This window comes from Bacillus sp. CGMCC 1.60114, assembly GCF_042676365.1.
In the GTDB taxonomy this organism is placed as follows: domain Bacteria; phylum Bacillota; class Bacilli; order Bacillales; family Bacillaceae_G; genus Bacillus_A; species Bacillus_A rhizoplanae_A.
Genome location: NZ_JBHTHG010000118.1, coordinates 89,508 through 114,198, shown reverse-complemented (window position 1 = coordinate 114,198; position 24,691 = coordinate 89,508). Strand labels below are relative to the sequence as shown.

At 34.4% G+C, this 24,691-nt stretch carries 23 protein-coding genes; 10 read left to right on the top strand and 13 right to left on the bottom strand.

What is annotated here, in order from left to right; translation table 11 throughout:
- Together ACFQZ1_RS21865 and rsgA are read right to left on the bottom strand one after the other, a co-directional pair.
- On the bottom strand, positions 1-1,379 hold a 1,379-nt coding region (locus ACFQZ1_RS21865), incomplete at its 3' end, for a methyl-accepting chemotaxis protein (protein WP_377884265.1).
- 376 nt (positions 1,380-1,755) lie between these two features.
- Complete coding sequence (gene rsgA, locus ACFQZ1_RS21860) at positions 1,756-2,808, bottom strand: ribosome small subunit-dependent GTPase A (protein WP_377884264.1); 1,053 nt, start codon at positions 2,806-2,808, stop codon at positions 1,756-1,758.
- Between the two features lie 311 nt (positions 2,809-3,119).
- Between rsgA and ACFQZ1_RS21855 the strand changes: the two genes are divergently transcribed.
- Both ACFQZ1_RS21855 and ACFQZ1_RS21850 read left to right on the top strand, forming a co-directional pair.
- Positions 3,120-3,467, top strand: coding sequence for a DUF4257 domain-containing protein (locus ACFQZ1_RS21855; protein ID WP_377884263.1), 348 nt, complete (start codon positions 3,120-3,122; stop codon positions 3,465-3,467).
- 84 nt (positions 3,468-3,551) lie between these two features.
- Positions 3,552-3,776, top strand: coding sequence for a hypothetical protein (locus ACFQZ1_RS21850; RefSeq protein WP_377884262.1), 225 nt, complete (start codon positions 3,552-3,554; stop codon positions 3,774-3,776).
- A 252-nt stretch (positions 3,777-4,028) separates the two neighbouring features.
- Here the strand turns inward: ACFQZ1_RS21850 and ACFQZ1_RS21845 are convergent, their stop codons facing one another.
- From ACFQZ1_RS21845 to ACFQZ1_RS21835, 3 genes are all read right to left on the bottom strand, one after another.
- On the bottom strand, positions 4,029-5,159 hold the full coding sequence (locus ACFQZ1_RS21845) for an NlpC/P60 family protein (protein WP_377884261.1): 1,131 nt from the start codon (positions 5,157-5,159) through the stop codon (positions 4,029-4,031).
- A gap of 360 nt (positions 5,160-5,519) precedes the next feature.
- Positions 5,520-6,686 carry a transglutaminase domain-containing protein gene (locus ACFQZ1_RS21840; RefSeq protein ID WP_377884260.1) on the bottom strand — a complete coding sequence of 389 codons (1,167 nt, stop codon included), beginning with the start codon at positions 6,684-6,686 and terminating at the stop codon, positions 5,520-5,522.
- A gap of 264 nt (positions 6,687-6,950) precedes the next feature.
- Entirely contained in the window at positions 6,951-7,724 is a 774-nt protein-coding gene (locus ACFQZ1_RS21835; protein ID WP_377884259.1) for a YwqG family protein, read from the bottom strand.
- A gap of 248 nt (positions 7,725-7,972) precedes the next feature.
- Here ACFQZ1_RS21835 and ACFQZ1_RS21830 point away from each other — a divergent pair, with 248 nt between their 5' ends.
- Positions 7,973-8,134 (top strand): YjcZ family sporulation protein, encoded by a 162-nt coding sequence (locus ACFQZ1_RS21830; protein WP_377884258.1) that lies wholly within the window; start codon positions 7,973-7,975, stop codon positions 8,132-8,134.
- Between the two features lie 102 nt (positions 8,135-8,236).
- A complete protein-coding gene (locus tag ACFQZ1_RS21825; protein WP_377884257.1) occupies positions 8,237-9,205 on the top strand; it encodes a patatin-like phospholipase family protein in 969 nt (322 codons plus the stop codon).
- Between the two features lie 204 nt (positions 9,206-9,409).
- Here the strand turns inward: ACFQZ1_RS21825 and ACFQZ1_RS21820 are convergent, their stop codons facing one another.
- Both ACFQZ1_RS21820 and ACFQZ1_RS21815 read right to left on the bottom strand, forming a co-directional pair.
- The gene (locus ACFQZ1_RS21820; RefSeq protein ID WP_377884256.1) at positions 9,410-9,577 is read right to left on the bottom strand and encodes a DUF3933 family protein; all 168 of its coding nucleotides are present in this window, start codon (positions 9,575-9,577) and stop codon (positions 9,410-9,412) included.
- Positions 9,578-9,612: 35 nt separating this feature from the next.
- Positions 9,613-11,064 (bottom strand): aminotransferase-like domain-containing protein, encoded by a 1,452-nt coding sequence (locus ACFQZ1_RS21815; protein ID WP_377884255.1) that lies wholly within the window; start codon positions 11,062-11,064, stop codon positions 9,613-9,615.
- A gap of 182 nt (positions 11,065-11,246) precedes the next feature.
- On the opposite strand from ACFQZ1_RS21815, the gene ACFQZ1_RS21810 reads away from it, so the two are divergent.
- Together ACFQZ1_RS21810 and ACFQZ1_RS21805 are read left to right on the top strand one after the other, a co-directional pair.
- Complete coding sequence (locus ACFQZ1_RS21810; RefSeq protein ID WP_377884254.1) at positions 11,247-11,861, top strand: LysE/ArgO family amino acid transporter; 615 nt, start codon at positions 11,247-11,249, stop codon at positions 11,859-11,861.
- A gap of 129 nt (positions 11,862-11,990) precedes the next feature.
- Positions 11,991-12,959 (top strand): DMT family transporter, encoded by a 969-nt coding sequence (locus ACFQZ1_RS21805; RefSeq protein ID WP_377884253.1) that lies wholly within the window; start codon positions 11,991-11,993, stop codon positions 12,957-12,959.
- A gap of 161 nt (positions 12,960-13,120) precedes the next feature.
- On the opposite strand, the gene ACFQZ1_RS21800 is transcribed toward ACFQZ1_RS21805, so the two are convergent.
- Together ACFQZ1_RS21800 and ACFQZ1_RS21795 are read right to left on the bottom strand one after the other, a co-directional pair.
- Complete coding sequence (locus tag ACFQZ1_RS21800) at positions 13,121-13,798, bottom strand: MgtC/SapB family protein (protein WP_377884252.1); 678 nt, start codon at positions 13,796-13,798, stop codon at positions 13,121-13,123.
- 164 nt (positions 13,799-13,962) lie between these two features.
- On the bottom strand, positions 13,963-14,181 hold the full coding sequence (locus ACFQZ1_RS21795) for a DUF1254 domain-containing protein (protein WP_377884939.1): 219 nt from the start codon (positions 14,179-14,181) through the stop codon (positions 13,963-13,965).
- A gap of 529 nt (positions 14,182-14,710) precedes the next feature.
- Here ACFQZ1_RS21795 and ACFQZ1_RS21790 point away from each other — a divergent pair.
- The 3 genes from ACFQZ1_RS21790 to ACFQZ1_RS21780 all read left to right on the top strand — a co-directional run bounded on the left by ACFQZ1_RS21790 (position 14,711) and on the right by ACFQZ1_RS21780 (position 17,410).
- Positions 14,711-16,204 (top strand): NAD(P)/FAD-dependent oxidoreductase, encoded by a 1,494-nt coding sequence (locus tag ACFQZ1_RS21790; protein WP_377884251.1) that lies wholly within the window; start codon positions 14,711-14,713, stop codon positions 16,202-16,204.
- 403 nt (positions 16,205-16,607) lie between these two features.
- Positions 16,608-17,201, top strand: a complete 594-nt coding sequence (locus ACFQZ1_RS21785; protein WP_377884250.1) for a TetR/AcrR family transcriptional regulator — start codon at positions 16,608-16,610, stop codon at positions 17,199-17,201.
- A gap of 56 nt (positions 17,202-17,257) precedes the next feature.
- Positions 17,258-17,410: an SDR family NAD(P)-dependent oxidoreductase gene (locus tag ACFQZ1_RS21780; RefSeq protein ID WP_377884249.1), complete on the top strand. Its 153-nt coding sequence runs from the start codon at positions 17,258-17,260 to the stop codon at positions 17,408-17,410.
- A 63-nt stretch (positions 17,411-17,473) separates the two neighbouring features.
- On the opposite strand, the gene ACFQZ1_RS21775 is transcribed toward ACFQZ1_RS21780, so the two are convergent.
- The 3 genes from ACFQZ1_RS21775 to ACFQZ1_RS21765 all read right to left on the bottom strand — a co-directional run bounded on the left by ACFQZ1_RS21775 (position 17,474) and on the right by ACFQZ1_RS21765 (position 20,600).
- Complete coding sequence (locus ACFQZ1_RS21775; protein ID WP_377884248.1) at positions 17,474-18,481, bottom strand: LCP family protein; 1,008 nt, start codon at positions 18,479-18,481, stop codon at positions 17,474-17,476.
- A 330-nt stretch (positions 18,482-18,811) separates the two neighbouring features.
- Positions 18,812-19,645 (bottom strand): YitT family protein, encoded by an 834-nt coding sequence (locus ACFQZ1_RS21770; RefSeq protein ID WP_377884247.1) that lies wholly within the window; start codon positions 19,643-19,645, stop codon positions 18,812-18,814.
- A gap of 58 nt (positions 19,646-19,703) precedes the next feature.
- Positions 19,704-20,600 carry a LysR family transcriptional regulator gene (locus ACFQZ1_RS21765; protein ID WP_377884246.1) on the bottom strand — a complete coding sequence of 299 codons (897 nt, stop codon included), beginning with the start codon at positions 20,598-20,600 and terminating at the stop codon, positions 19,704-19,706.
- A gap of 1,146 nt (positions 20,601-21,746) precedes the next feature.
- Here ACFQZ1_RS21765 and ACFQZ1_RS21760 point away from each other — a divergent pair.
- Entirely contained in the window at positions 21,747-22,529 is a 783-nt protein-coding gene (locus ACFQZ1_RS21760; protein ID WP_377884245.1) for an alpha/beta fold hydrolase, read from the top strand.
- A gap of 307 nt (positions 22,530-22,836) precedes the next feature.
- Here the strand turns inward: ACFQZ1_RS21760 and ACFQZ1_RS21755 are convergent, their stop codons facing one another.
- Positions 22,837-24,291 (bottom strand): flavin monoamine oxidase family protein, encoded by a 1,455-nt coding sequence (locus tag ACFQZ1_RS21755; RefSeq protein ID WP_377884244.1) that lies wholly within the window; start codon positions 24,289-24,291, stop codon positions 22,837-22,839.
- Between the last annotated feature and the right edge of the window lie 400 nt (positions 24,292-24,691).

Sequence of the window (24,691 nt, the reverse complement as noted above, 5' to 3'; positions counted from 1 at the left end):
GAAACTGACTTACGAATGGATTGCATTTGATTGACTGTTTGTTCAACAAGTTTATCTCCAGCTTCTGCTTTTTCACGTGTATAGGCAGAGGAATTGGAAATATCGGATGACGTATCTGCAACACGCTGAATTCCTTCTGTCACTTCTTGAAGTAACATTGCTCCTTGTTCAACACCTTTTGTTTGTGTTGCTACACCGCTTGAAACTTGATCTATTGCTTCTGTAATTTGTTCAGTCGCTTCACTCGCTTGTCTTACACTTGCCGTCAATTCTTCTGAAGCTGCAGCTACATGTCCCGCTGAAGAATTAATTCTTGAAATCAACTCACGTAATGATTGAGCCATCTCATTGAACCCTTTTCCTAGTTGACCAATTTCATCATGAGAACGAACTTCAATCGTTTCTGTTAAATCACCTTCACTAATTTTATGAGAAGACATAACTAGTTGTTTTAAAGGTTTCGTAATAGAAAGTGTGATGAAGTAAATAATCGCTCCTCCTAATATAAGAGAAATTGCCGCAATCAGTAACGTATTATAAAAGATAGGTTGTGCCGCTTTAATAACTTCATCTGTATACATCGTACCACCGATTTTCCAACCGGTTTTCGCATTTGTTGCAAATACCATTTTCTTTTCTTTATCTCCATATGAATACGAGAATGTTCCATGATTTGTTTCGTACATCGGTTTTGCCCAAGAATCAGGTGCTTTCGTACCAGACTTCTCTTCTGGATGGGCTATAACATTTTGACTTTGATCTAAAATAAATGCATATCCCTTCTTACCGATATTAATCATTTTTGCTGTGTTTAATAAATTTTCAAGTTTTAAATCAATACCGATAACACCGCTGCCATCATCTAATTTTTTAGCGATTGTAACAACTATATTTCCAGTCGATTTATCTTTATAAGGCTGTGTTATAACAATACCACCATTTTTTTTCATTGCATCTATGTACCAAGGACGCTCTTTCGGATTATAACCTGCAGGCATTTGTATGTTCGGTTCTTGAATAAATGCTCCGCTATCAGTTCCTACATAAAGCTGTATGATTTCAGGATTTAAACTTACATACTGAGCAAACATTTTTCTAATGCTTTCTCCATTGTCCGTTTCATACATATTACGCTGAATTACTTTAGAAAATTGTGTAGCATCATGAGATTCTGCATCGATTATTTGATTAATTAAATTATCTAATATTTTAACATTATCGCTAGCACTACCCATAATTTGATTTTCAAAATTCTTCTTTGCACTTTCATAAGACATACTACCAATTATAGATACAGTAGAAATCAAAATGACAAAAAATGAAAGTAGAAGTTTTTTTCCTACATTCATATTCTGAAATGGTTTAAACAATTTTGACATACAGCTCCCCCTTTACATTCTATCCAAGGTAATAATTTAAAAGTATATAAAATAAAAAAATAGAAAATAAAACACGAATCAGCGAATTATACGACATATTCCGACTCATTCTTTGTAAATTTTATATAATTAAATTCAATTTGTCTATATATAAAAATAACAATATCTTAAAATATATAAACATTATAAAATGAAATTTTCATAAGTAACGGCTTTATTTATCTCGACTAATGGAAAGCTCTTAAATTGAGTGCACGCAAGAAGTTATCTCCCATCTATCTTTTTTGCTTCTCAAAATTTTGAAGTGTAAGTCTTACTGCCCCAAAGTAGCACAATAAAAAACTCCAAAAGCACATACGCCTTTGGAGTTTTCTTTTTATTTTTTCTGTCTCATTTGCTTCGTAGTCTTTTTCCACTTTTCACGCTCCGCACGAGCCAAAAGAGCATCTTGTTTTCTCATCGCGTAAGCAATTTCTTTTTGCAATTTTTTATAATTGAAAAATCTCGCTTCTTCTAATGTACCCTCATCAATTGCAATACGAATTGCACACCCTGGCTCATTTTCATGCTGACAATCACGAAAACGACATTTTTTCGCAGCTTCTTCAATATCGGAAAATGTTGCGTGCATTGCCCCGCTTCCTTCCCAAAGCTGCAGCTCTCTCATTCCTGGTGTATCAATAACAAGTGCACCTGTCGGTAATTGGAACAATTCTCGGTGCGTTGTCGTATGCTTTCCTTTACTATCGCTCTCACGAATTTCGCCTGTTTTCGCCACTTCATTTCCCATTAAAGCATTCAATAACGTAGATTTTCCTGCTCCAGAAGAACCAACTAGCGCAATGGTTTTTCCTGGTTGTAAAAACTGTTGTAACGTCTCTACTCCTGTTTGATGCAGACTATTAACCGCAAAAATAGATGCACCAATTGCAACAGCCTCTGTTTCCATCACCTTTTGCTGTACATCTGCACATAAATCACTCTTTGTCAAAATAACAACAGGTGTTGCTCCGCTCTCGTATGCTAACAGTAAATAACGTTCAATTCGTCTCACATTAAAATCAGCATTTAAAGCATTAACTAAAAAAAGATAATCCACATTTGCTGCTACAATTTGTTCCTCCGTTTTCTCCCCAGCTACTTTTCTTGAGAAAGAACTTTTTCTTGTAAGCACACCATGAATAATTGCTTTCTTTTCTTGTGGCAGTTTTGTTATACTTACCCAATCACCTACCGCAGGATAATCACCTTTCTCAATTACTTCATATCGAAATTTCCCTGCTAACTCAGCTACATATTCACCATCTTCACATATAATCCGATACATATGTTTATGTTCTAACAAAACACGGCCTACTTCATATTGCTCCAATAATTGATCTTCAAAATATAAATCCCATCCAAATGCTACTAAATGATTACGATTCAAATTCGTATCCTCCCTAAAATGTATACTACGGAAGGATATAGCGATTCTTTACAAAACGCCGCCCATTCCTTCCTTATTTGCACTCACCGTATGAATCATATAAACAATCGTCATAATACATCACTCCGTTCTCGTTAGATTTAGTTCTATTATATGAAATTTCAAATTAAAATTCTACCATTTATGGCAGAATTTTCGGTATAATAAAAATACCCACCCTAAACCAATTTTCTCAATATATGGTATATAAAGTTCTAAAAGGAGTATCTGCAATATAAACAGAATTGTATTTACTAAAAGGAGTGGATTTGATGGATATGTATTCGTGGCTAACGGCTCTTCTCGTTGGTGGAATTACCGGTTTTGTTGCCCATCTTATCAATCATCAAGGCAAATTGTTGCTTCCACGCCGATTAAAAACATTTTTCCATCTTGGTTTTTTTGCTGATATCATTACTGGTAGTCTCGCTGCACTATTGGGTCTTGTTTTATTTGATGCGACAACAGTTAAAGAAATTATTAAAGTTGCAATCGTTACTGCAATTTCTGGTCAAACATTTTTACTCCATCAAGCACTTGGAGGAGAACAAGCAAAGAATGTGCAAATGAATAAAGCAAATGAAAAAATACAAGAAATTGACAAATTATTAAAACGTTAATATGTACTATAACTACGGAATTATTGATATAATGAAAAATAATATTCTGAATTGAAGTGTCTGTCAGAAGAGAGGGTGTTTCGTATGACAAACAAAAAGATAGAAGATTTCTTAACAGACCCTGAAAAAGAGGAGCTGATAGAAAACTACAAATGTTTACGAGAAGCCCGCACAAAACAAGAAGCAAACTATTTTGGTGAAGCAGTAAACAATTTGTTAGATAAAGCAAAACAACGTATTATTAAAGAAGCTGATATTAAAGATGAAAATGCTGCAACGATTCAATCAAAGCGAAAAGCACTGTTTTAGTATATACACAAAACAGTGCTTTAGCATTTCAGTTTACATAATATATTTATTTTTGTTACTTAACATATATACTAACTACTTTTTGCTTTGTTTTAGACCCTATATTACCTATAATGCCACTTCGTTTAAACGTAAATAGAGAAAATAAGCCCCTTATTAATAACACAAAAAAGCCTATTAGTTGTCATAGTACTAACAGGCTCTCAATTCATATAATTACATAAATTTATATAATTATATGAATATATTATGTTAAAGTCTTCCATAACCTAAAAAGTGATTACTCGTATACCAATCATTTACACTAGCAGTTCTAACCCCATCATCATCAGCATGAATATATTTTCCATTGCCTATGTAAATTCCCATATGAGAAGGCCCTGCTTTATATGTATTTTGTAAGAATACTAAATCTCCAGGTTGTGGTGTACTCACTTCCCTAGCTATATCCCAATATGAAGCAACATCCATTCTACTTATTGAATAGCCATTTCGACTAAATACATAATAAATAAATCCACTACAATCAAATCCTCCAGGAGCAGATCCTCCCCATTGATATGGAGTGCCAAGTTGCCGTTTCGCAAGTTCTACAATACCATTGGCAGTGTCTATCCAATAACCATTTCCATCAAATGAATAAGACACACCTTCAATTGTAAGTTTTTCATTTGTGGCTAGTCCGTAATTTCCTGGAACATAGTATACCCATTTCCCATTCAATTTTTGCCAACCTTCTTGTACTACTAAACTTCCATTCTCATTAAATTGATACCATCTTCCATCAATTTTTTTCCAACTATTCACAACAATACCCTTATCGCCTTGATAATACATCCATTGTCCATTCAACTTTTCCCAGCCTGTTTTATTGACTAAATAACCATTTCCATCAAATTGATACCATCCACCATCAATATATTTCCAGACATTTGTTACAATTCCATTAGTTCCTTCATAATACATCCATTGTCCGTTCGACTTTTCCCAACCTGTTTTATTGACTAAATAACCATTCCCATCAAATTGATACCATCTTCCATCAACCTTCTTCCAATTATTCGTGACTATACCTTTTTGTCCTTCATAATACATCCATTGTCCATTCAACTTTTCCCAGCCTGTTTTATTGACTAAGTAACCATTTCCATCAAATTGATACCATCCACCATCAATATATTTCCAAGCATTAATTATGCGCCCCTGATTATTGTCTATATAATAGACCCAAGCCCCATTCTCTAGTTGAACCCATCCTAATTGATTTGTAACCTCTTTTACAGGTTTCAATTGATCTTCGCCATTAGCAAGCACAGTTAGTGGTGCGCTCATAAATAGAACACCCACAGCTAAAAATGTATTCTTTATTTTTTTTAACTTCATCGACACCATTTCCCTCTCCAAATTTATAATCTATTATATAAGAATATGTAAATTGATATATTCCAAAGTAAAAAATTTTCAACAAAAATATATAATGACATTACCAATATTACCAATAATTACGTCATATTCCAAGAAAAACTGACATTTCACATGACGAATCATGATGAAATACCTTTAATTTATCAAAAAAAAATAATCATCATTATATAATGATGATTATTTTTGAGCGCTAGTTTTTACCTCCTCTACTAAATCTTTGAGCTATTATTATTATTTATTGCAGTCATCAACACTCAAACATTCAAAATATATTTGTACAAAAAAGAGCATCTTCATTGAGATGCCCTTCCACACAATTTAATACGCAAATGTAATTGTTAACAACGAATATCCATCTTGTCCTTGATAAGGAGCTACCTGGTATGATACTCGCTTTGCTCCTTTTGGCCAAGAAATTTCATTCAATACTTTCTTAACATCTTGCATTGTGTAATCTACTGTTTGATGGTAACGCAATTCTACTTTTTCTTGTTTAGACGTGAATTTTTGCTGTAATTTTTGCTTTAACTGTTTGTAATCTTCAGCCCCAAATTCCGGTGCTAAATAAACAAGATTTGTATCTTTTAATATTTGTTGATAACTAGAGGACTTCTTACTACCTGTTTTAATTTTAGTCGTTAACTCATTATAATAATTTGTATTCGCAACTGGATATTTACTACGATCCCATTGATGATCTTTACTCATTTGCTCATCAGACATATTAAAGTAAGAATACATAACACGTCCTTGTTTATCTGGAACTGGATCATCAAATGTCGTATCGAGGTGGTACCATTTACCATCAATATTTACAAGATTCCATGCATGAGACTGACCATTTCCAGTTCCGATTACAATATGAGATTGCATTCCTGCTTCTTTTAATAGCTGATAAGTTAATAGTGCATACCCTTGACAAACCGCCGAACGATTTACTAATGCGTCATATGCGGTGTAAGAACGAAGTGATGTGTCATATGAAACATGTTTCACTACATAATCATGAATAGCTTTTACTTTTTCATTTCCATCCATTCCAGGTGTAATAATTGAATTTACAATAGATTTCGCTTGTTTCATTACATACTGTGATTGCTCTTTCGTTTCACGATATGAAATATTTAGTGTAAATGAGTAATTCCCTGGTAAACCACGAAGCGAAAACTTGGCGCTGCTTACATTGTATTTTAAATATTCATCTTTTTCTAACGTTTGATTATAAGCCTGCACCAATGTATCCAAAACTTCTTGTGCATTAGCATGTTTCGTCTTATATTTAATTGTAATACTTGTTTCATGATTATTTAGATGTTTTTGTAACTCTTGCTGAAATTCTGTAATCAATTTCGCATCATTTACAGAATTAGCCGTATCTCCTACTTGTTTTGTAGCAGCATATGAGATTGAAGGAATATGAAGCGCTCCAGTTATAATAGCTGAACAAAGTGCCACAGTAGATACATATTTTATAGATTTTTTCATTTCATCACATCCTCGTAACATAAAATAATCTTAAAATAGCTTTCTTACATATCTCAACTATATACGAATTTTCACAAAAAAGAAAATCCGATTTTTTACAATTACAAATCGCATTAAAGTTGAAAAAATGACTTACACATAACGTAATTCAAACGACGATGAACTAGCTACCATTCATTCTTATCCAAATGAATAATGCCCGAACAACTCAATTCAATTATAAAAGCAGCTTCCGTTATACACGCGAAACTGCTTCTTTTTACTTTATAAACTTTGCAAAATACAACAAGCCTTCTCAAAACGTCGCTGCTTTACATCTTCATTCGCAATACAGAAATATAACATTCCCATTTCACCCCACATCATGTTCAAATGCTCCTCGTCAGAATCAACTTGAAATAATAATGTTATGTCGTTATGATGCACACCTATATATTCCTGTGCTTCTTCCAACACTTCTGTTTGAACTGAAAACGGTGTACCGAAAACTTGATGATTGTCATAGCAATCAGGTATTAATTCCTCTAACAATTGTAAGAAACGATCTGAATCATCTTCGTCCTCAATAAACAAATCTGGAAGTTTTTGTGATATTTCAAATGTAACCCTACATTGAGTATATTGCCCCTTCACTTGATTCGTTTTTTGTACATCATCTATTTCTCCTTCATAATATAAAACACGCCAGCCTTCTTTTACGTTCAAATTTCCATATACTTCGCAAAAGGCTTCCTGCTTATCATCAGCAAAATAGAAAAAATATAACATGCCACTTTGAGGCAAATCATTCTTCATACCTACAGCTTGAAGTTCAGCTAAATTAAACTGTGCAACAAAATGAAGAGGATGTCCTTTATATGTAGGATAGTCTAACGTTGCTGGTAAATCGGGACACCCTCCCATTTTTGAACAACCTACTGGTAATACCGCTTCTTGTTTTGGTACTACTTTTATACATTCAAATGCTGTAGCTAACAACTCATCTTTTATATGGGCCAATTGATATTTTTCAATTAATTCTTCAATATATTTCTCCATAAAAACTCCTTATCCAACATGATTTCCTACATCATATCACAAAATTTAATCCAGTTTCTTTCGCATTTTTCTCTATTCATATCTATGCCTATTATGAAAAAGGGCTTGTTCATTATAATCGAAATGCCTTCTTATTACATAATATACAGTGTTCCTACAAACATGCAATCTCTTCATCCCTTGTAATACACCCTCATAAACTTCACTTTGTTCACCCAAAAATTTTTCATATTAAGGAGGAAATAAATATGGGTTACGGATATGGATATGGCCCCGGTTGCGGAGGATTCGGATACGGTGGCGGAGGATTCGGATGCGGATGCGGATTCGGCGGTTTTGCTTTATTAATCGTTTTATTTATCCTTCTCATCATCATTGGAGCTAGCTGCTTTGGCAGCTTTGTCTGCTAAGTAAACTTTAACAACTATTGTAAAAAAGCACGCACTTGCCGTGCTTTTTTGCTGTTTATTTCATATACAAAAATAAATAATGAATCGAGAGGAATTGTTTTCATGAAAATAGATGGTGTCTTTGAAGGAGGCGGAGTTAGAGGAATTGCACATGTTGGAGCAATCTGTGCATTAGAAGAGCATAATTATGAATGGGAGCGAGTCGCTGGTACATCAGCTGGTGCTATTATTGCAGCGCTTCTTGCCTGTGGATATACAGGAGAAGAATTAAAAACAATTATAAATGGTGCTGATTATACAAATTTCATTACAAAAACATGTATGGATAAAATCCCTATTATCGGAAAAGGAATAAATGTATGGGTTAAAATGGGGATATATAAAAATGAATTTATAGAACAATGGTTAGAAGATTTATTATCTAAAAAAGGTGTGCATTGTTTTAGTGACTTACCTAACCCTGAAGGCTTAAAAATCATTGCTTCCGATATTAGTAATGGCAAAATGGTTGTTTTCCCCGACGATTTACTACATTATGGATTTCCTAACAAAAAATTTTCTATTGCAAAAGCAGTGAGAATGAGTGCCACTATCCCTTTCTTTTTTCAGCCTGTTAAGTGGAAAACTCCTAAATGGAAACAGCCTTGCTATATAGTCGACGGAGGCATTCTCAGCAATTATCCGATATGGATTTTCGACTCACCAAACATTCCACGCTGGCCTACCTTTGGATTTCATTTTGTGAAAGACGAGATTCAAGCTGAACCTGTTCATTATGAAGAACCTATTTCGATGTTTAAAGGGCTATTTAAAACAATGATGCAAGCCCATGATTTACGCCATCTCAATACAGAAGCAAGGGCACGTACTATTAAAATCCCTACTGGAAATATTACTAGTACCAACTTCCATTTAAGTGATGAAGAGAAAGAATGGCTTTATCACTCTGGTTATCAAGCTGCTGAAAAATTTCTACACTCTTGGAACTTTAACCAATATATAAACCGATATCGAACAGGATCTCCATCTAGTACTACAAGTAGTCGAACCAATACTATCGATAAACAATAAAGTGAAACTTCCATCAGTGGGGGTTTTTTTTCGTCCCCCACTGATGGAAAGCTCTCACCAATCGGGCACATGCCAGCAGTTATCCCCTACCTATCTTCTTTATTCTCTACAAATGTTGAAATAGAGGTCTTGTTGCTTGCACAATAACTTAATAATTTATTGTGCAAACATAAAAAGACGGTAGCCATCTCGGCTACCGTCTTTTTATGGATATTGCAATCCCTCTGCTTCTTCCTCTGTAATAACGGTATAGCGTTCCCCAGTCCTTAATCCTAACAGTTCTGCTTTTTCAATTGCTTCTTTCTTTGTTTCTGCATAAGCAGCTAAATATTTTGTTTCATTTATAATTTGGCAAATTACATATCGATTCATTTTAGTTCTCCTTCAACATAGAATTTCACATTTCTTTATTGTTTTATTTCTTTTATAATCATCGCTAATTTCTCAATTCCTCTTTCAATATCGTATAATGATGCATATGAGTATGAAATTCGTAAATATTGATCAGAATTTCGATCGTACAAATTCCCTGGATTGAGCAGAATTCCTGCTTTTAAAGCTTTATGAAACAACTCCTGCATAGAAAATGCGGGGATTATATGCAGCCATATGTAAAAACCACCTTTTGGTATATCCCACGTCGCAATATGTGAAAAATGCTTTTCCAACGCTTGTAATGCAACATCTCTGCGTATTTGCAATTCTCTTCGAATATAGCTTACATGTTCTTCATACAATCCACTTAAAAACCAATGGGCAGCAACTTGTTGTGACAAAGAACTAGATCCATAATCTGTCTGCATCTTTATATCTGCTAATCGTCCAATCACCGGCTCTGGTCCTACAATCCAGCCAATTCTCAGCCCAGGACTAATTGTTTTAGACATACTTCCTACATACAGAACATTCCCATGTCGATCATATGCTTTTAATGGTTTCGAAGGTAAAGAGTCAATCCACAAATCTTGATACACACCATCTTCTATTATAGGCAACCCAATCTCATTACAAGTTTCCATAAGAACTTGTCTTCGCACTTGATCCATTAAAATACCAGTTGGATTATGAAAAGAAGGAATCGTATAAAGCAGTGAGCCATGGAATTGCTTTTTATACTTTGAAACAAACGTTGGTTGTACACCATTTTGATCCATCGGAACCCCAATTAGCCGCATCCCTGCAGACTGAAAAATATTAAGCGAAAATAAATAAGAAGGCTTTTCAACTAGAATTGTTGCCCCTTTCTGTAATAGTCCCATAGAAATTAACTGCAACGCCTGTATTCCACCTGATACAACTAAAATGGATGAAGAGGATGCCTGTATTCCTAACGTTTTTAAATACTTTGCTAGTTGTTCACGCAGCAAAATATCTCCTTTCGGTTCTTCATAGCCTAAAGGGATGCTCTGTTGTGAAAGCATACTCATAATATGTTGCATCTTCTCTTGCGGTAAAAGTTCTGGCGAGAGTTCACCTGTTCCTAATCGAATCATGTTATAATCAAATTCTGCTCGGTTAATCTCTTGAATCGTTGGTAAATTAGGATAATGAAGCCCTGTCTCAACATACGCATTCCAATCAGGTAGCGCTGAAGAAACTAGCAAGTCCCATGTATTGCTGATAACTCTTGTTCCTCGTCTCCCGTTTCCTTCGATTAACCCTTGAGCAGCTAGCTCATCCAATGCTGTTACAATTGTACTTCGATTCACTCTAAATGCATCGGCCAACACTCGTTGAGACGGTAATTTTGTTCCTATTGTCCACTCCCCATTGACAATTTTCGCTTTTAAATATTCTTCAATTTGTTTATATAAAGGAATAGGAGAAGATATATTTGGATTCCATTCAAACCATTCCATTAAATCACTCCAACTAGATTTTTATACTTGTAGTATATACTTTGGTTGGTTCATTATCCAACCATATGGATGGATACAATTGATTTTTTCCTTTATACAATAAAGTGAAACTTCCATCAGTGAGGGGCTTTCTGCCCATCAATGCGGGATAAAATTATAATTCTACATATGGAGGGGATAAAATGAGTGAAGCAATACTTCACGGAATTGTTCTTGCATTTGGACTTATTATACCTTTAGGTGTACAAAATGTTTTTGTTTTTAATCAAGGTGCCAGTCAATCTACCTTATTGAGAACTGTACCAGTTGTTACAACAGCGGCAATCTGTGACACTATTTTAATCTTATTTGCTGTGCAAGGTGTATCTCTAATGCTATTAACATTTTCATGGTTAACAACTATACTCTATACTATAGGTTTTTTCTTTCTTCTTTACATGGGCTGGGTAATATGGAAAAGTGAACCTACTGTTTCACGAAATGAAGTACAAGTGATGACAACAAAAAAACAAATTGTGTTCGCAGCTTCCGTCTCTTTACTAAATCCACATGCTATTTTAGATACGATTGGAGTAATTGGAACAAATTCTATTCAATACATAGGTGCTGAAAAATGGGCATTTACCTTTGCAACAATTTTTGTTTCTTGGATATGGTTTATAGGGCTAGCTATCTCTGGACGAATGCTAGGAAAAGTAGATTCATCTGGAACAAAAATCAAACTACTAAATAAAGTTTCTGGTGTTATTATTTGGGGAGTTGCGTTTTATATGTTAACAAAGCTCGTCATAAAGTGAAACTTCCATAAGCGTGGGACCTTACTGCCCGTTAATGTGGGATAAAGTGAAACAGCTGCTTGTATTGTTGAAAAAATCGGTTAAATCTAGAAGAGTTATTGAATCAACAGATGAATTGAGGTGAACGAATTGCGTCCCATTTTTTTAGGTGTTTGCGCAGCATTCTTTTTTGCTTTTACATTTGTTCTGAACCGGGCTATGGAATTATCCGGCGGAAGTTGGATTTGGAGTGCGTCACTTCGATATTTCTTTATGGTTCCATTACTTTTGATTATTGTTATAAGTAGAAAAAATTTACGTCCTCTTCTAAAAGTCATGAAAGAACAGCCAAAAACATGGATTCTATGGAGCTTTGTAGGATTTGGATTATTTTATGCACCTCTTTGCTTTGCAGCAACATATGCACCAGGTTGGTTAACTGCTGGGACATGGCAAATTACAATTATTTCAGGTTCATTACTTGCACCATTATTTTCGGAAACGATTGAAACAGCAGATGGCCCAATAAAAATTAGAGGTACCATACCATTTAAAGGTCTTGCTATGTCAGTCATTATTCTTTTTGGTATCATTCTTATGCTCATAGAACAAGCAAATCACCTTTCTTTAAAAAATGTATTATTAGGTGTGCTCCCTGTAATCATAGCTTCATTTGCTTATCCACTTGGTAACCGTAAAATGATGGATGTATGTACAGAGCGTCTAGATGCATATCAACGTGTATTAGGTATGACATTAGCTAGTTTACCATTTTGGATTTTGCTATCCATATATGGTTTCATTACTGTTGGTATGCCGAGCAAAGAACAGGCAGTTCAATCTAGTTTGGTTGCCATTTTCTCTGGAGTAATTGCAACTGTACTCTTCTTTCATGCAACTGATATGGTAAGGGGCAATATGCACAAATTAGCTGCTGTCGAAGCAACTCAATCTATGGAGGTATTATTTACTGTAGCTGGAGAATTAATTTTATTAGCAGCTCCATTCCCTTCTGCTTTATCTTGGTGCAGCATGTTTCTTATCATGCTTGGTATGATTTTACACAGCTATATTTCACAAAAAAGAAAAGTTACTCATAATCAAGAAATTAGTGCTTAAAACTTACAATTTCCATGTAAAAAGCCATGATAACATTACTTCATAAAATGTTGTCATGGCTTTATTTTTTCATTTTAAAAATGTTCCAAATTACCTATATACATCTGTTGTTTATACAGAATTTGATATCCAAATTCTTGAGATTTTATATAACTACTAATTTACCTACTTTCGACTTCTACTGAAACACTTTGTTTCATCTCTTTTAGAGAGGTATATAAATCCGTTGTATATAACTTTTCAGGTGCTGATATCGTCATTTCTAATTGTTGATAACCATTATCTATATCTTTAATTTTCACACGTTTCACTTGCAAATTTAGATGCTTAATTTGTTTAAAAATTTGATTTAGCTCTTGATGCTTATTAACAACTATTTTTACTGATAGATCTCTTTGCCTTAAAGAATAAGGTCCTGCTAATTTAATAATATATGGAAATACATTAATTGCCAAAATAATTAAGATCATTGCCACAACTGCTTCTAAATAAAAACCGGCACCAATCGCAATCCCTAAGCCAGATGCTGCCCAAACCATAGAAGCAGTTGTTAATCCAGAAATCACATCATTATTTCTCCGCAAAATAACACCTGCACCGAGGAAACCGACTCCACTAACAATTTGCGCTGCAAGACGCATAGGATCCATATTCGTATGCCCTGGAGATGAATATACATTTACTGATTCAATAGAAACAATCGTAATTAAACAACTTGCTACTGAAATTACCATACTCGTTTTCACACCAAGCGGTTTATTCTTCAGCTGTCTATCAATTCCAATTAATAGTCCAAGAAAGAGGGCCAGACCTAGTTTGAGTAAAAATTCAAATGTCATGTTCATTTCTCCTTATTCATTTAGTATTAAGTTTTATTGTTTTAAATTTTTTATGGCGGAATAGTAACTATAACTGTTTTATACTTTCAATACTAGTCCTTTCTTTTCCTTTTTAAATTATTCTCTCAATTTTATTCGTAAACTTTGTTTCTTCTTAACATTATTTAAAAATACCCTTTTTCTGTCCTAATTTTTCGTCTTCCTATATTCGCAAATGTGTTAGTCCAAGCATCTAATAACTGCACTGTATAATATCTATCCTGTGTATCAGGAACAAGCAACATCACAGGCCGCTCTGAAACATCTAACCAAACGTACATATATAAAGTATCTACATTAGGAAAAACAATAAATTGATCAGTTAGGCTTGCTAGTTCTTCTATATATAAATTGATTCAGCGCTAACCTACTTTCTAAAGAGTTAGCGCTTATCGCTGTTAATTGTTTCGTTCTATTTATTACTAATAATGGATAACCATAAATATAAGCTTGTATCTCTAGACTATAAGCAAAATTTTTCAATATAAGACACGATACTCCTCCTCATACATGTATAATGTCTATATTTCCATAAGCATGTTCTTCCAGTTGAATAAATTTGTTCTGTATCCTTTATATTTTTCTTATCCTATACATACAAAAAATATATCACTCACAAACTCTTATCATGCAAAAATGATTCTAACAGTTTAGACGTCACCTCTGTATTCTCCAAAACCGTCATATAAATTACTTTATTTTCAGAGAAAAAGCTCCCATTTTGATACATATAGAATAAACCATTTGATTTACTACTGATAATCCGCATAACATTTGGGAATTTTTTTATTTTTCTGTTCACATTTTACAAAACCGAACATATTTTAATGATGAATGAGTGATTCAATCATTCATCAATGGAGGGTGAAGATTATGACAGATACAAATTTCGTACTTACAAAAGGAAAGACAGAACGAGCTCTTATCATTGGAGGAGGTATTGGCGGATTACTGACTGCAAGAGTGCTTTCTGATTATTATAGAGAGGTTCTCATCGTGGATAAAGATGATTTTCCTGAAAAACCTGAGAATCGTCCTGGCACTCCACAAGCTTTTCATCCACACCGTTCCACACGACGTGGTAAGTCGATTATGGAGCGCCTCTTTCCAGGTTATGAAGAGGATTTATTGGCACAGGGAGCTCACTCGTCACTGAATAAGACCATTCATCAAATGAATCAATATGGAACTATGGTATTTCAATACCCACGAAACGATATTAAGTTTAGTAGAGCAGTGCTTGAGTGGGTGCTTCGTCAACGTATGAAAGAGATTCCGAATGTTCGTTTTCTTCCAAAACATGATGTGATCCGGTTGTTAACGACTCCAGACCAGACAACCGTGACAGGGGTCCAAGTCCGAGAACGTGGACAAATCGGACAGGAGAAAGCACTGACAGCCGATATGGTATTTGATACAAGCGGGCGTTCTTCCAAACTGACAAAATGGCTCGAGGATTTGGGGTATGATGTGCCAAATCCAGACCTTCTAAAAATCACTCTTGGATATAGTACGCGCCGTTATAAGATTCCTTCTCGTCTAACACATCTAACAGAGAAATGGGATGCAATTAACATCACAGGTCAGCCTGCTAATGGGACTTTCACAGGAGTTTTTTCCTTTATTGAAAATCATATAGCAGAAGTGTTGCTTTATCGTCCAGGTGGACACTATCCTCCTACGAATGCTAAAGAGTATGAACAGACGATTGCTCAGCTCCCAAGCCCGATAATCGCAGAAATATTGCAAGAGCTTGAACCAATCACAGCACCCCGAGGTTATCGCGTGCCAGAATTGTTCCGTCATCACTATGAACAAATGCAACGATGGCCATCTGGATTGTTAGTCTTAGGAGATGCCTACTGCATCTATGATCCAATTTTTGGTCAAGGAATGACCGTCGCTGCGATCGAAGTAGAAATGCTGGAATCCTGTTTGCATGATCAACGGAATGACCCCAAACCCTATTTTGAACAGAGAGTACTCCAAAAAATCCAAGATGTGATTGAACCTGCTTGGTGGTTGAATTGCGCTACTGATTTACAATGGGAAGGAGTCGAATATATGGGTTCTCAACCGTTGAAAGGGATTTCTTTTGGTCAGAAATACATGGATTTATTTCTCAAACATGCAACTATTCAACGTAATTTTGAGCTATATGGACTATATTGGGCAGTTAATACATTGTCACTCTCACCGCGTAATATTATTAATTCACAAATGGTAACGGCTGTTCTCACTGCATCTGATGAAGGCAAACAATTACTCTCTGAGCTTTCACAAAAATATGGTAAACCATTGGAGGAAATATTGGATGAGATTGTACCTTCCTTCTCTGGGGCACCCTTTGAGTCAATGAATCAATAACCATCCTTATAAGATTTGACTAGAAGTCTGTTCCCGAGAATCCCTTATCTCTTAAAATACGAATCATCAACCATTCCAACAATTAAAAACGTAACAAACTTGAACAGTTCTGAATTTTTCAGAATAGCTACCTGAGAATTAAAATTGGTATTCTCACATATAATACTCGGAATATTACAGACTAGCAGTGCGATTTTCATAAGGTGAACAGGAAAAAAAGGACATCAGTATATTCTTGGATGTTTTATTGCGTACAGACTAATACCATCTTCGGAGATGATGATGCGCTCGCAATACTTAAAAGGTTTTTGAAGGAAACAAGCGGATCCGTAAATCTCTCAAACCAACTCAGGCGTGTCTCTTCTATCAGCAGAAAATAGGAATACAAAGGAGTGAAAGCACATTGTCACCTTTAAACGAAGAACAGTTACAGCAGATTCGTAATGAACGCAGAGAACAGATTATGGAAGCAGCCCTTAAGGTCTTCGCTCGGCGGGGCATCATCGGAACGAAAATGAGTATGATCGCTGCGGAAGCTGGCATCAGTCCAGGCCTTCTTTATCGCTACTTCAGGTCAAAGGACGACCTTTTCACTACACTTGTTCAGTGGGCAATGAAAGAATCAATTGATGGTATAAACTTCAATCATCTACCTGGATCACCAATCGAAAAAATAAGAGCTTTAACTCAACACATACTCGATGAAGAAAATCAACTTGGTTTCATGTTGATTCATCAAGCACGCACATCGGAAGAAGTACCAGAGAAGGCTAAACAGCTTATCAAACAGTATTCTATGAAGACCTATGTCGATCATTTAGAGCCCTTATTCATTGAGGGCCAAAAAGCAGGCGAGTTTGCGGCAGGCGATCCTCGGGAACTGATTTCTTGCTATCTTACGGTACTTTCTGGTCTTATGACGCTGAATATTCAAGGAGATGAAGATTATCAGATGCCCGAAATCGACCTATTATTACGAATTGTATCGGGTTCTTAGCGGAATAAAAGCAAGTTGATAAATAATTTATAGAAAGAAAGGAATGAATATTTATTATGAGCAAAAATAAAGTATGGTTTGTAACTGGAGCCTCAAAAGGTTTGGGACTTGCGTTAGTAAAACAATTATTAAAGAATGGTAATCAAGTTGCTGCGACTTCAAGGACAGTGGATAATTTAACAAGAGCAGTTAGTGATGATACGAAATAATTCTTGCCATTAGCGGTTGACCTGACCAAAGAAAAAAGGTTGACAAAACGCCAACCTTTTTCTCTATTTGTTAGAAGCTGCTTTCTCCGTAACACCAAGATGATCATTCAATTGTTTTGATATTTCTGTTACATTTTGTTCATTTGGTTGGTAATAATAAATACCATTAATACGTTTGTCTGTACCCTGCACTTGCATTTTTTCAATGTTTAAGTCTGTCCCTGCCATATTTTTCGCAATCGCTAGCATGTCATCAAATGTTAAGTTTGTTTTTAAATTTTTATCAACTGCATCTAATAATGAGCTCAACTTCGTGATTGATTTAACTGATAATGCTTTTTTTGCAATTGCTTCGATTACAAGTTGCTGTCTTTGACCACGCATTGCATCGCTATCAATTTTACGTGTTCTCGCTAACGCAAGCGCTTGTTCTCCATTTAAATGTTGATAATCTTTTTCAAGATGAATTGCACCAGCTTGGTCTTTGCTGTCTTGTTCTGTAAAGGTAACTGGCACATCAATATCAATACCGCCAAGTGAATCTACTATTTTAATAAAAGATTCAAAATTAAATTTCACATAATAATCAACAGGTACATTTAAAAAGCGTTCAACTGTATCTCGTGTACTTTCCACCCCACCAAATACGTGCGCGTGTGTAATTTTATCTAATTTTTTTCGTGATGGAATATATACACGCGAATCGCGAGGGATGCTTACTAACTTTACTGATTTATCATCTTTGTTAATCGTTGCCAATAACAATGCATCAGTGCGAACAGCTTTACCATATTGGCTTTCTCTTTGTTCGCTTTCATCTACTCCCATAATTAAAATAGAAATATTATCTTTTAAAGGTGCCACCTCTTTATCACGTTTACTAGACTTATTTATTTCTGCATAAGAATTACTTGCAACCGCTTTTGCTTTACTATATATAAATGAACTGTAACTTATCCCACCAACAATAAGAAGTAAAAAGGGAATTGTCAGAAACCATAAAAAGCTTCTTTTTTTGGAGCGCATGTTTTTCTTTTCACTTCTACTTGTTGCTTCTATATCTTCTGTCATTTCGACTCTCCTTTCGAAACACTTTCCCTTACTAGTTTAATTGAAATGTAGCATTCTTTGTATCGAATTACATTTCATTCACCTTACATTTTTGTAAGGATTTTCAAGTGATTTTTTCTTATTTGGTACTATTTTCAACAATCTTTATAGAATCATTTCAATCTTGGAACTACAGCAATTTCTTAATACACAAACAGAAAAAACTGCACCTTTTACATAATTATAAACTTTCGAACTATCTCTACTTCCATATTGTCAAATTTAAATAAGAATATCGTTTAAATATTGAGATAAAAAAACTGGCCCTCAAACATTTGAAGGCCAGTTTTTTCAACTTGCTTTAAAGCCACCACCTAATACATCACGTACATCATGAATAACAACAAATGCATTTTCATCTTTTCTACTCACGACTTGTTTTAATTGAACGAGTTCTTGTTTATTAATAACAATATATAATACTTCCTTATTATTTCCTGTATAACCGCCTCGTCCTTCTAATACTGTTACACCGCGCGTCATGTGCTTCATAATGGACTCTCGAATAACATCTGGATAGTTTGAAATAATTGTCACAGCTGTTCTTGTATCCATTCCTTCTACAATAAAATCAATGACCTTCGCGCCAATAAAGACCGCTACAAGTGTATACATCGCTTTCTCCTGTCCGATAATAAACACTGAACCGGCAATAACAACGATATCTATAATTAATACGCCTTTCCCGACGCTCCAGCCTAAATATTGATTTGCTAACCTAGCTATGATAGCCGAACCACCCGATGTACCACCTGCCCGAAACATAAATCCTAAACCAACCCCTACAAAACTCCCTGCAAAAAGAGCTGCTAATAATGTATCATTATTTACCGGAGTTGCAACGCCTTCTGTGATATATAAAAAGAAAGATGTAGATAGTATCCCAAGAACTGTATACACCATCGTTTTTTTATCAAAAAATTTATAACCGATTGCAAGTAAAATGGCATTCATTATAAAGTTTACAACACCAGGAGACCAGTCAAACAAATAGTAAGTAATAACAGTAAGACCGATAATTCCCCCTTCTGATAATCGATTTGGAATAGCAAAAAAGTTAATCCCAATCGCAAATAATAATGATCCAACTATAACAAGTAAAATCTCTTTCGTACGTTCATTCATTACATTTTCCTCCCATCTATGCCTTTACATGTATGTTATAATTCAACATCTTAGGAAACTAAGTTATCGCTCTCCATTTCTCTGCATGTTTCTCTATCATTTCAATTAATTTTTTCATCGCCGGAGTCAACCATTTATTTTTATGGTATGCCAGTTCCGTTGTAACAAAATCCTCACTGTATATCCATGGAAGAACGATTAACTTGCCACGCTCAATTTCCTCCTTAACCGTAATAAGCGGTAAATACGATAAACCTAATCCGCACATGACAGTTTGTTTAATTGCCTCAATACTCCAAAAGTGAATACTTGAGCAACTAACCCCTTCCTTTTTTATCCACTTTTCTAATAAGTCTCGATAACTTCCCGGCTCTGTAAGCAATAACATTTCTCCTTCTAAATCAGCAGGAGTAACAATTTTTTGTTTTGTTAGCGGATGCCCTGGCGGGGCAACAAGCACAACTGTTTCTCGAACAAGGGAATGAGTGACAATATCTACACCAAGCTTTTCCGGATTTGTAAATAAAGCAAAATCAAATTTACCTGACTTTAACTCATTATGTAACTCTTGGCTCTCTGATGGCTGTAAAATGATATGAACTTGCGGATATTTCTTTTTAAATTCATATAAAATCACAGGTAATCGATATATCATTAAAGACTCGTTTGCCCCAATACGTATCGTCCCTGATGGCTTACCGTTCATTTGAGATGATTCCAACGCCTCATTAGATAATTCTAATATTTTTTGCGCATAAGAAAGCATGTGCTCTCCTACTTCAGTTAAAATCACCTTTTTACCAAGACGATCAAACAAAGGGCTTCCAACTTCTTCTTCTAAAGATTGAATATGATTGGTGATTGTTGATTGTGTATATCCGAGCCGTTCTCCAGCCCGTGTAAATCCACCGCTTTCTGCTACAATAATAAAAGTTTTCAAATGACGTAACTCCATAATGCCACCTCCTGTTGTACAATCGTTATTTCATCTTCAATAGCATATTACGGCTTATATTATGTAGAAAGGTTACCTATACTCTTCTTACATCAATTTATTGTTATACCTATATTTCCATAATAACGAAAATTGATGTTACAAGATATATAATGCCAAAGGTAAACATGTGTTGTATTCATCTAAATTTTTATAAATGACTTTTCTCTATTATATAAGAGGCATACAGTAAAATTTGTCCTGAAACACTCATGAAGCTAACTATTTTCATAGAAATAGTTAGCTTCATGGACAACCTTATATACTTTTAACCATATATACTCGAATCGAAAACGATTGATTCCAAACTTAAGCTGCCTGTTTATATAAATGTCCATTCTCAAATGATGTATACGGCATATAAAGAAACTATACAGCATTTCCCTCTTCACACTCACCTAATCGCTATTATATATTTAGAATAAGAATAAATAAAATGAATTATTTTAATAGAAATCATTTAAAAAAATGATAGTTTAATCAAAATAAAAAACATACTATTAAATTGGCATGCTTCTCTACAGTATATATATTATGCAATTTCCAAAAAACACCTTCCGAATTATAATGTGAAACTTCCATCAGTAGGGGGTTTCCTCATCGCCCACCTAGCTTCTTCACTTCTCTATGAATCTTGAAATGGAGGGCTTACTGCTTGCGGATAGCTGAATAAATTAAAGTTCACTTATCACTACTGAGACCATATCGACGAGTTATCTTTACAAACTATATAATCATCTAGTATTATTACCTAGTACTTAAAAATAACAACAAACACTACTACTCAATCTATTAAACATTCAAAATGAAAACAAATTAACTCCCAAAACTTATTTTTAAATTTATATATAAATAAATTTTATTTTTCATTATATTAAAATCGTTCTCGTATACATCCTCAACACAGATGAGCAATTTTTATTTCATGTTTTCTATCATTATGAATAGCAAAGTAGTGCCTATATACTGATTTACAATATATTTTATACACACTGCATTGCTAAACTTGATATTACAAAAATGGTAATTAACACCACATCAATTACCTCAGTTCATTGATAATGATAACATTCTAGTAGAACGTATTTTCTTTTTTCTAACACAGACTTGAAAGGGGCATACTTTTTGCAAACACAACAGGATCTTAGTAAAAAAACTATCATATTTATCCATGGGTTAGTTGGGAATCGTCGTGCATTTAAAAAAGAATGTAAACTATTTTCCTCATCTTACAACATCATAACGTATGATTTACTCGGTCATGGTGATGATAAAGGAGAAGCAATTGATTTTTCTTTAGATCAATTAGTACAGCAATTAGCAGATCTTTATGAAAAAGAGGGAATCCAACAAGCTCATATTTGCGCCCTAAGCTATGGATGTTATATTGCCACTATATTTGCTCATAAGTACCCAGAAAAAGTATTAAGTCTTTGCCATATTGGAGGTCATTACAATAACCCCTCTAAGTTATTTAATGTCTTTCAAAAGTTTTGGGACAAACGAAATAATGAGTACTCTTCTTGGCTTCATCAGTATGCAAGTACTATATTTCCAAGTGGCATTCTAAAAGCAAATCCATTTGCGATCGTTTCTAAAAATATTTACTATCGATTTGGATTACAATTACACAGATCTATTATTCGAGAATCACTACGCCATCGTTTAGAATTCGATTTAAAATCCCGATTACGAGAACTTACACAACCAATTTTATGGGTAATGGGAGAACATGATCATCTCTATAAATCTTGTTTATTTGATTTAAAATCTATTCTTCCAAATGTTTCATATAAAGAAATCCCATTAGCTGGTCATGCTGCAAATATATTTCGACCAAATTATTTTTATGATCTTTACTCTCAATTTTTACAAGGTACATCATCGTAAAATCAATTACTTTTATTAAATAAAGAGAGTCGCATACCATCGCGACTCTCTTCTCATATACAAAACATATTTTAAGTGTAGCTCAATAAATTATCTTTTGTGAGAGCTATCTACGACATATATTTTTAGTATCCTCTCTTTGTTTCTACTAATTTAATACAAATCTAACTTTAATCACATTGTATAGTTGGAAGAAAATCTAATCAATAGCATTTCATTCTATGATTAATCCTCCATTCCATGAACTTCATGTTTAGGACATCTGTTTTTAGATATAGTTTCCAATATGTATTTACATTTCATATTTTCATTTAGGTAAATTATTCACCTCATATGCAACTCGAATTCCAGATTCAATCGCTCCCTGCATCCAACCATGCGTAAGTGTCGTATGCTCTCCAGCAAAATGCACTCTTCCTTCAGGGATTGCTATATAAGGATGTAATTCCAATTCCTGTCCTGGCTCAAAAGCCGTAAAAGCTCCGCAAGAATAAGGGTTTTGACTCCAACTAAAGGATGCCCCTGAAACAAATTCAGAATACACTTGATTCCCATATATTTCTGCCAAATTCTTCAAAGCATATTGAATACGATCCTTATTAGATAGGCTGTCCCAAGTTAATGCTTCATCTGCCCACGTATAACTTACCAAGACTACAGCTGCCCCTGTTGTTTGTAAGTCATAACTTGGATAATACGTAAATCGAATTGGCAAATCAGTGATAGATTTACCACCATATTGACCACCCCTTTCCCAAAACCTACTTTTAAACTCCATCGCGATTTTTGTTGCAGCTATATAGTTAAGCTCACGAATAGCCCTTCTTTTGTAATAAGAAAAAGAATCAAACGGTTCAATTTTCACAAAGCGTAATGCAGAAAAAGGAATAGTTATAATAGCAAGATCACCTGTTACCATAAATTGTTCTGAGGTTTTCTCATGAATAGAACGAATCGTAACATTCTCATTTTGCTGAATAATAGCTGTCATTTTTTGATGAAATAGTATATTTTCTTTTAGCTGTGGTAAAAAGGATTGTGGTAATACATCCATGCCACCCGTAATCTCATAAAATTCATTTGTTGATGTAAAAAATATCATCTCTCGCAATACTTCAATCACGGACATTCCCATATATGCTTCCATATCAAGAAGGATGCCAATCATGTCAATTGCACCGTCTGAAAGATAAGAGTTTAAAACGAAACCTAATGAATATTTTTTATATTGTTTTTCTACGATAAACCAATTTTTCGCCGGATTTTGTTTAATAAAATTTATAATAGGTTGCAAGACTGAAAGCATTAGCTTTTCGGCTGTTTTTCCTCTTTCATTCGGCCTCACGGGATATTTTAAAACGCTTGGATTTTGTTCAAATATGTTGAGATGTGTTTTTATGCCATTTGCATAAATCATATCAAAAGGTGTTCGGTTAATAAAACGATTCGTAGACAATCCAAATTTTTGAATATATGCCGAGGTTAAAGTGTGTACATCTGGAATACGCATAGACCCTGCATTAAAATATAGGCCATTATTAAACGGGGAGCGTACAGTGTACACTCTCCCTCCTATTCTATCATTTGCCTCCAAAATCGTAACTTTATGCCCAGCCTCCTTTAATAAAGATGCTCCAACTAGTCCTGCTAATCCTGCACCAACAATAATAATATGTTTAGGAACTTGTGATTTATGAAGGCCATTTTTAATGATATGAATCATTTGCTCCGTTAATAATTGCTGATTTATCTTTTGAGGCATCCTTATTTACTCCTCTTCAAAAGGATTTCATTGCATTATATTCAATAAAAAGGACACCTATGTGTAGTTCTTTTTGTTTAAGGTTTCGAAAAAGGATCGATTCCACTAATAATTTGCTAAATATAAATCTCTTCCTGCACACTCCGATTGCATTGCTTACCACACCTGCTAATACTAGAGATAAATCACATATTTTTCTACAAACTCACCGTGCTTTTGCGCAACAAATAATCAATTTGAAATATTTTCAGTTATGTACTTGACGTAACTTAAGAACGATTTTATACTTACTTATATAAAGTAATTAAATAATATTTGTTGTTTTATTCGAATACATTTCAATTGTTCATTCACACTAATAATTACTTATTACTAACAGTTAACAATGAACAGAGGAGGA

Bases quoted from the DNA above. Each gene is read 5' to 3' on its own strand.
- ACFQZ1_RS21855 (WP_377884263.1), top strand. From the start codon at position 3,120: ATGGATATGTATTCGTGGCTAACGGCTCTTCTCGTTGGTGGAATTACC.
- ACFQZ1_RS21850 (WP_377884262.1), top strand. From the start codon at position 3,552: ATGACAAACAAAAAGATAGAAGATTTCTTAACAGACCCTGAAAAAGAG.
- ACFQZ1_RS21845 (WP_377884261.1), bottom strand. From the start codon at position 5,159: ATGAAGTTAAAAAAAATAAAGAATACATTTTTAGCTGTGGGTGTTCTA.
- ACFQZ1_RS21840 (WP_377884260.1), bottom strand. From the start codon at position 6,686: ATGAAAAAATCTATAAAATATGTATCTACTGTGGCACTTTGTTCAGCT.
- ACFQZ1_RS21835 (WP_377884259.1), bottom strand. From the start codon at position 7,724: ATGGAGAAATATATTGAAGAATTAATTGAAAAATATCAATTGGCCCAT.
- ACFQZ1_RS21830 (WP_377884258.1), top strand. From the start codon at position 7,973: ATGGGTTACGGATATGGATATGGCCCCGGTTGCGGAGGATTCGGATAC.
- ACFQZ1_RS21825 (WP_377884257.1), top strand. From the start codon at position 8,237: ATGAAAATAGATGGTGTCTTTGAAGGAGGCGGAGTTAGAGGAATTGCA.
- ACFQZ1_RS21820 (WP_377884256.1), bottom strand. From the start codon at position 9,577: ATGAATCGATATGTAATTTGCCAAATTATAAATGAAACAAAATATTTA.
- ACFQZ1_RS21815 (WP_377884255.1), bottom strand. From the start codon at position 11,064: ATGGAATGGTTTGAATGGAATCCAAATATATCTTCTCCTATTCCTTTA.
- ACFQZ1_RS21810 (WP_377884254.1), top strand. From the start codon at position 11,247: ATGAGTGAAGCAATACTTCACGGAATTGTTCTTGCATTTGGACTTATT.
- ACFQZ1_RS21800 (WP_377884252.1), bottom strand. From the start codon at position 13,798: ATGACATTTGAATTTTTACTCAAACTAGGTCTGGCCCTCTTTCTTGGA.
- ACFQZ1_RS21790 (WP_377884251.1), top strand. From the start codon at position 14,711: ATGACAGATACAAATTTCGTACTTACAAAAGGAAAGACAGAACGAGCT.
- ACFQZ1_RS21780 (WP_377884249.1), top strand. From the start codon at position 17,258: ATGAGCAAAAATAAAGTATGGTTTGTAACTGGAGCCTCAAAAGGTTTG.
- ACFQZ1_RS21775 (WP_377884248.1), bottom strand. From the start codon at position 18,481: ATGACAGAAGATATAGAAGCAACAAGTAGAAGTGAAAAGAAAAACATG.
- ACFQZ1_RS21770 (WP_377884247.1), bottom strand. From the start codon at position 19,645: ATGAATGAACGTACGAAAGAGATTTTACTTGTTATAGTTGGATCATTA.
- ACFQZ1_RS21765 (WP_377884246.1), bottom strand. From the start codon at position 20,600: ATGGAGTTACGTCATTTGAAAACTTTTATTATTGTAGCAGAAAGCGGT.
- ACFQZ1_RS21755 (WP_377884244.1), bottom strand. From the start codon at position 24,291: ATGCCTCAAAAGATAAATCAGCAATTATTAACGGAGCAAATGATTCAT.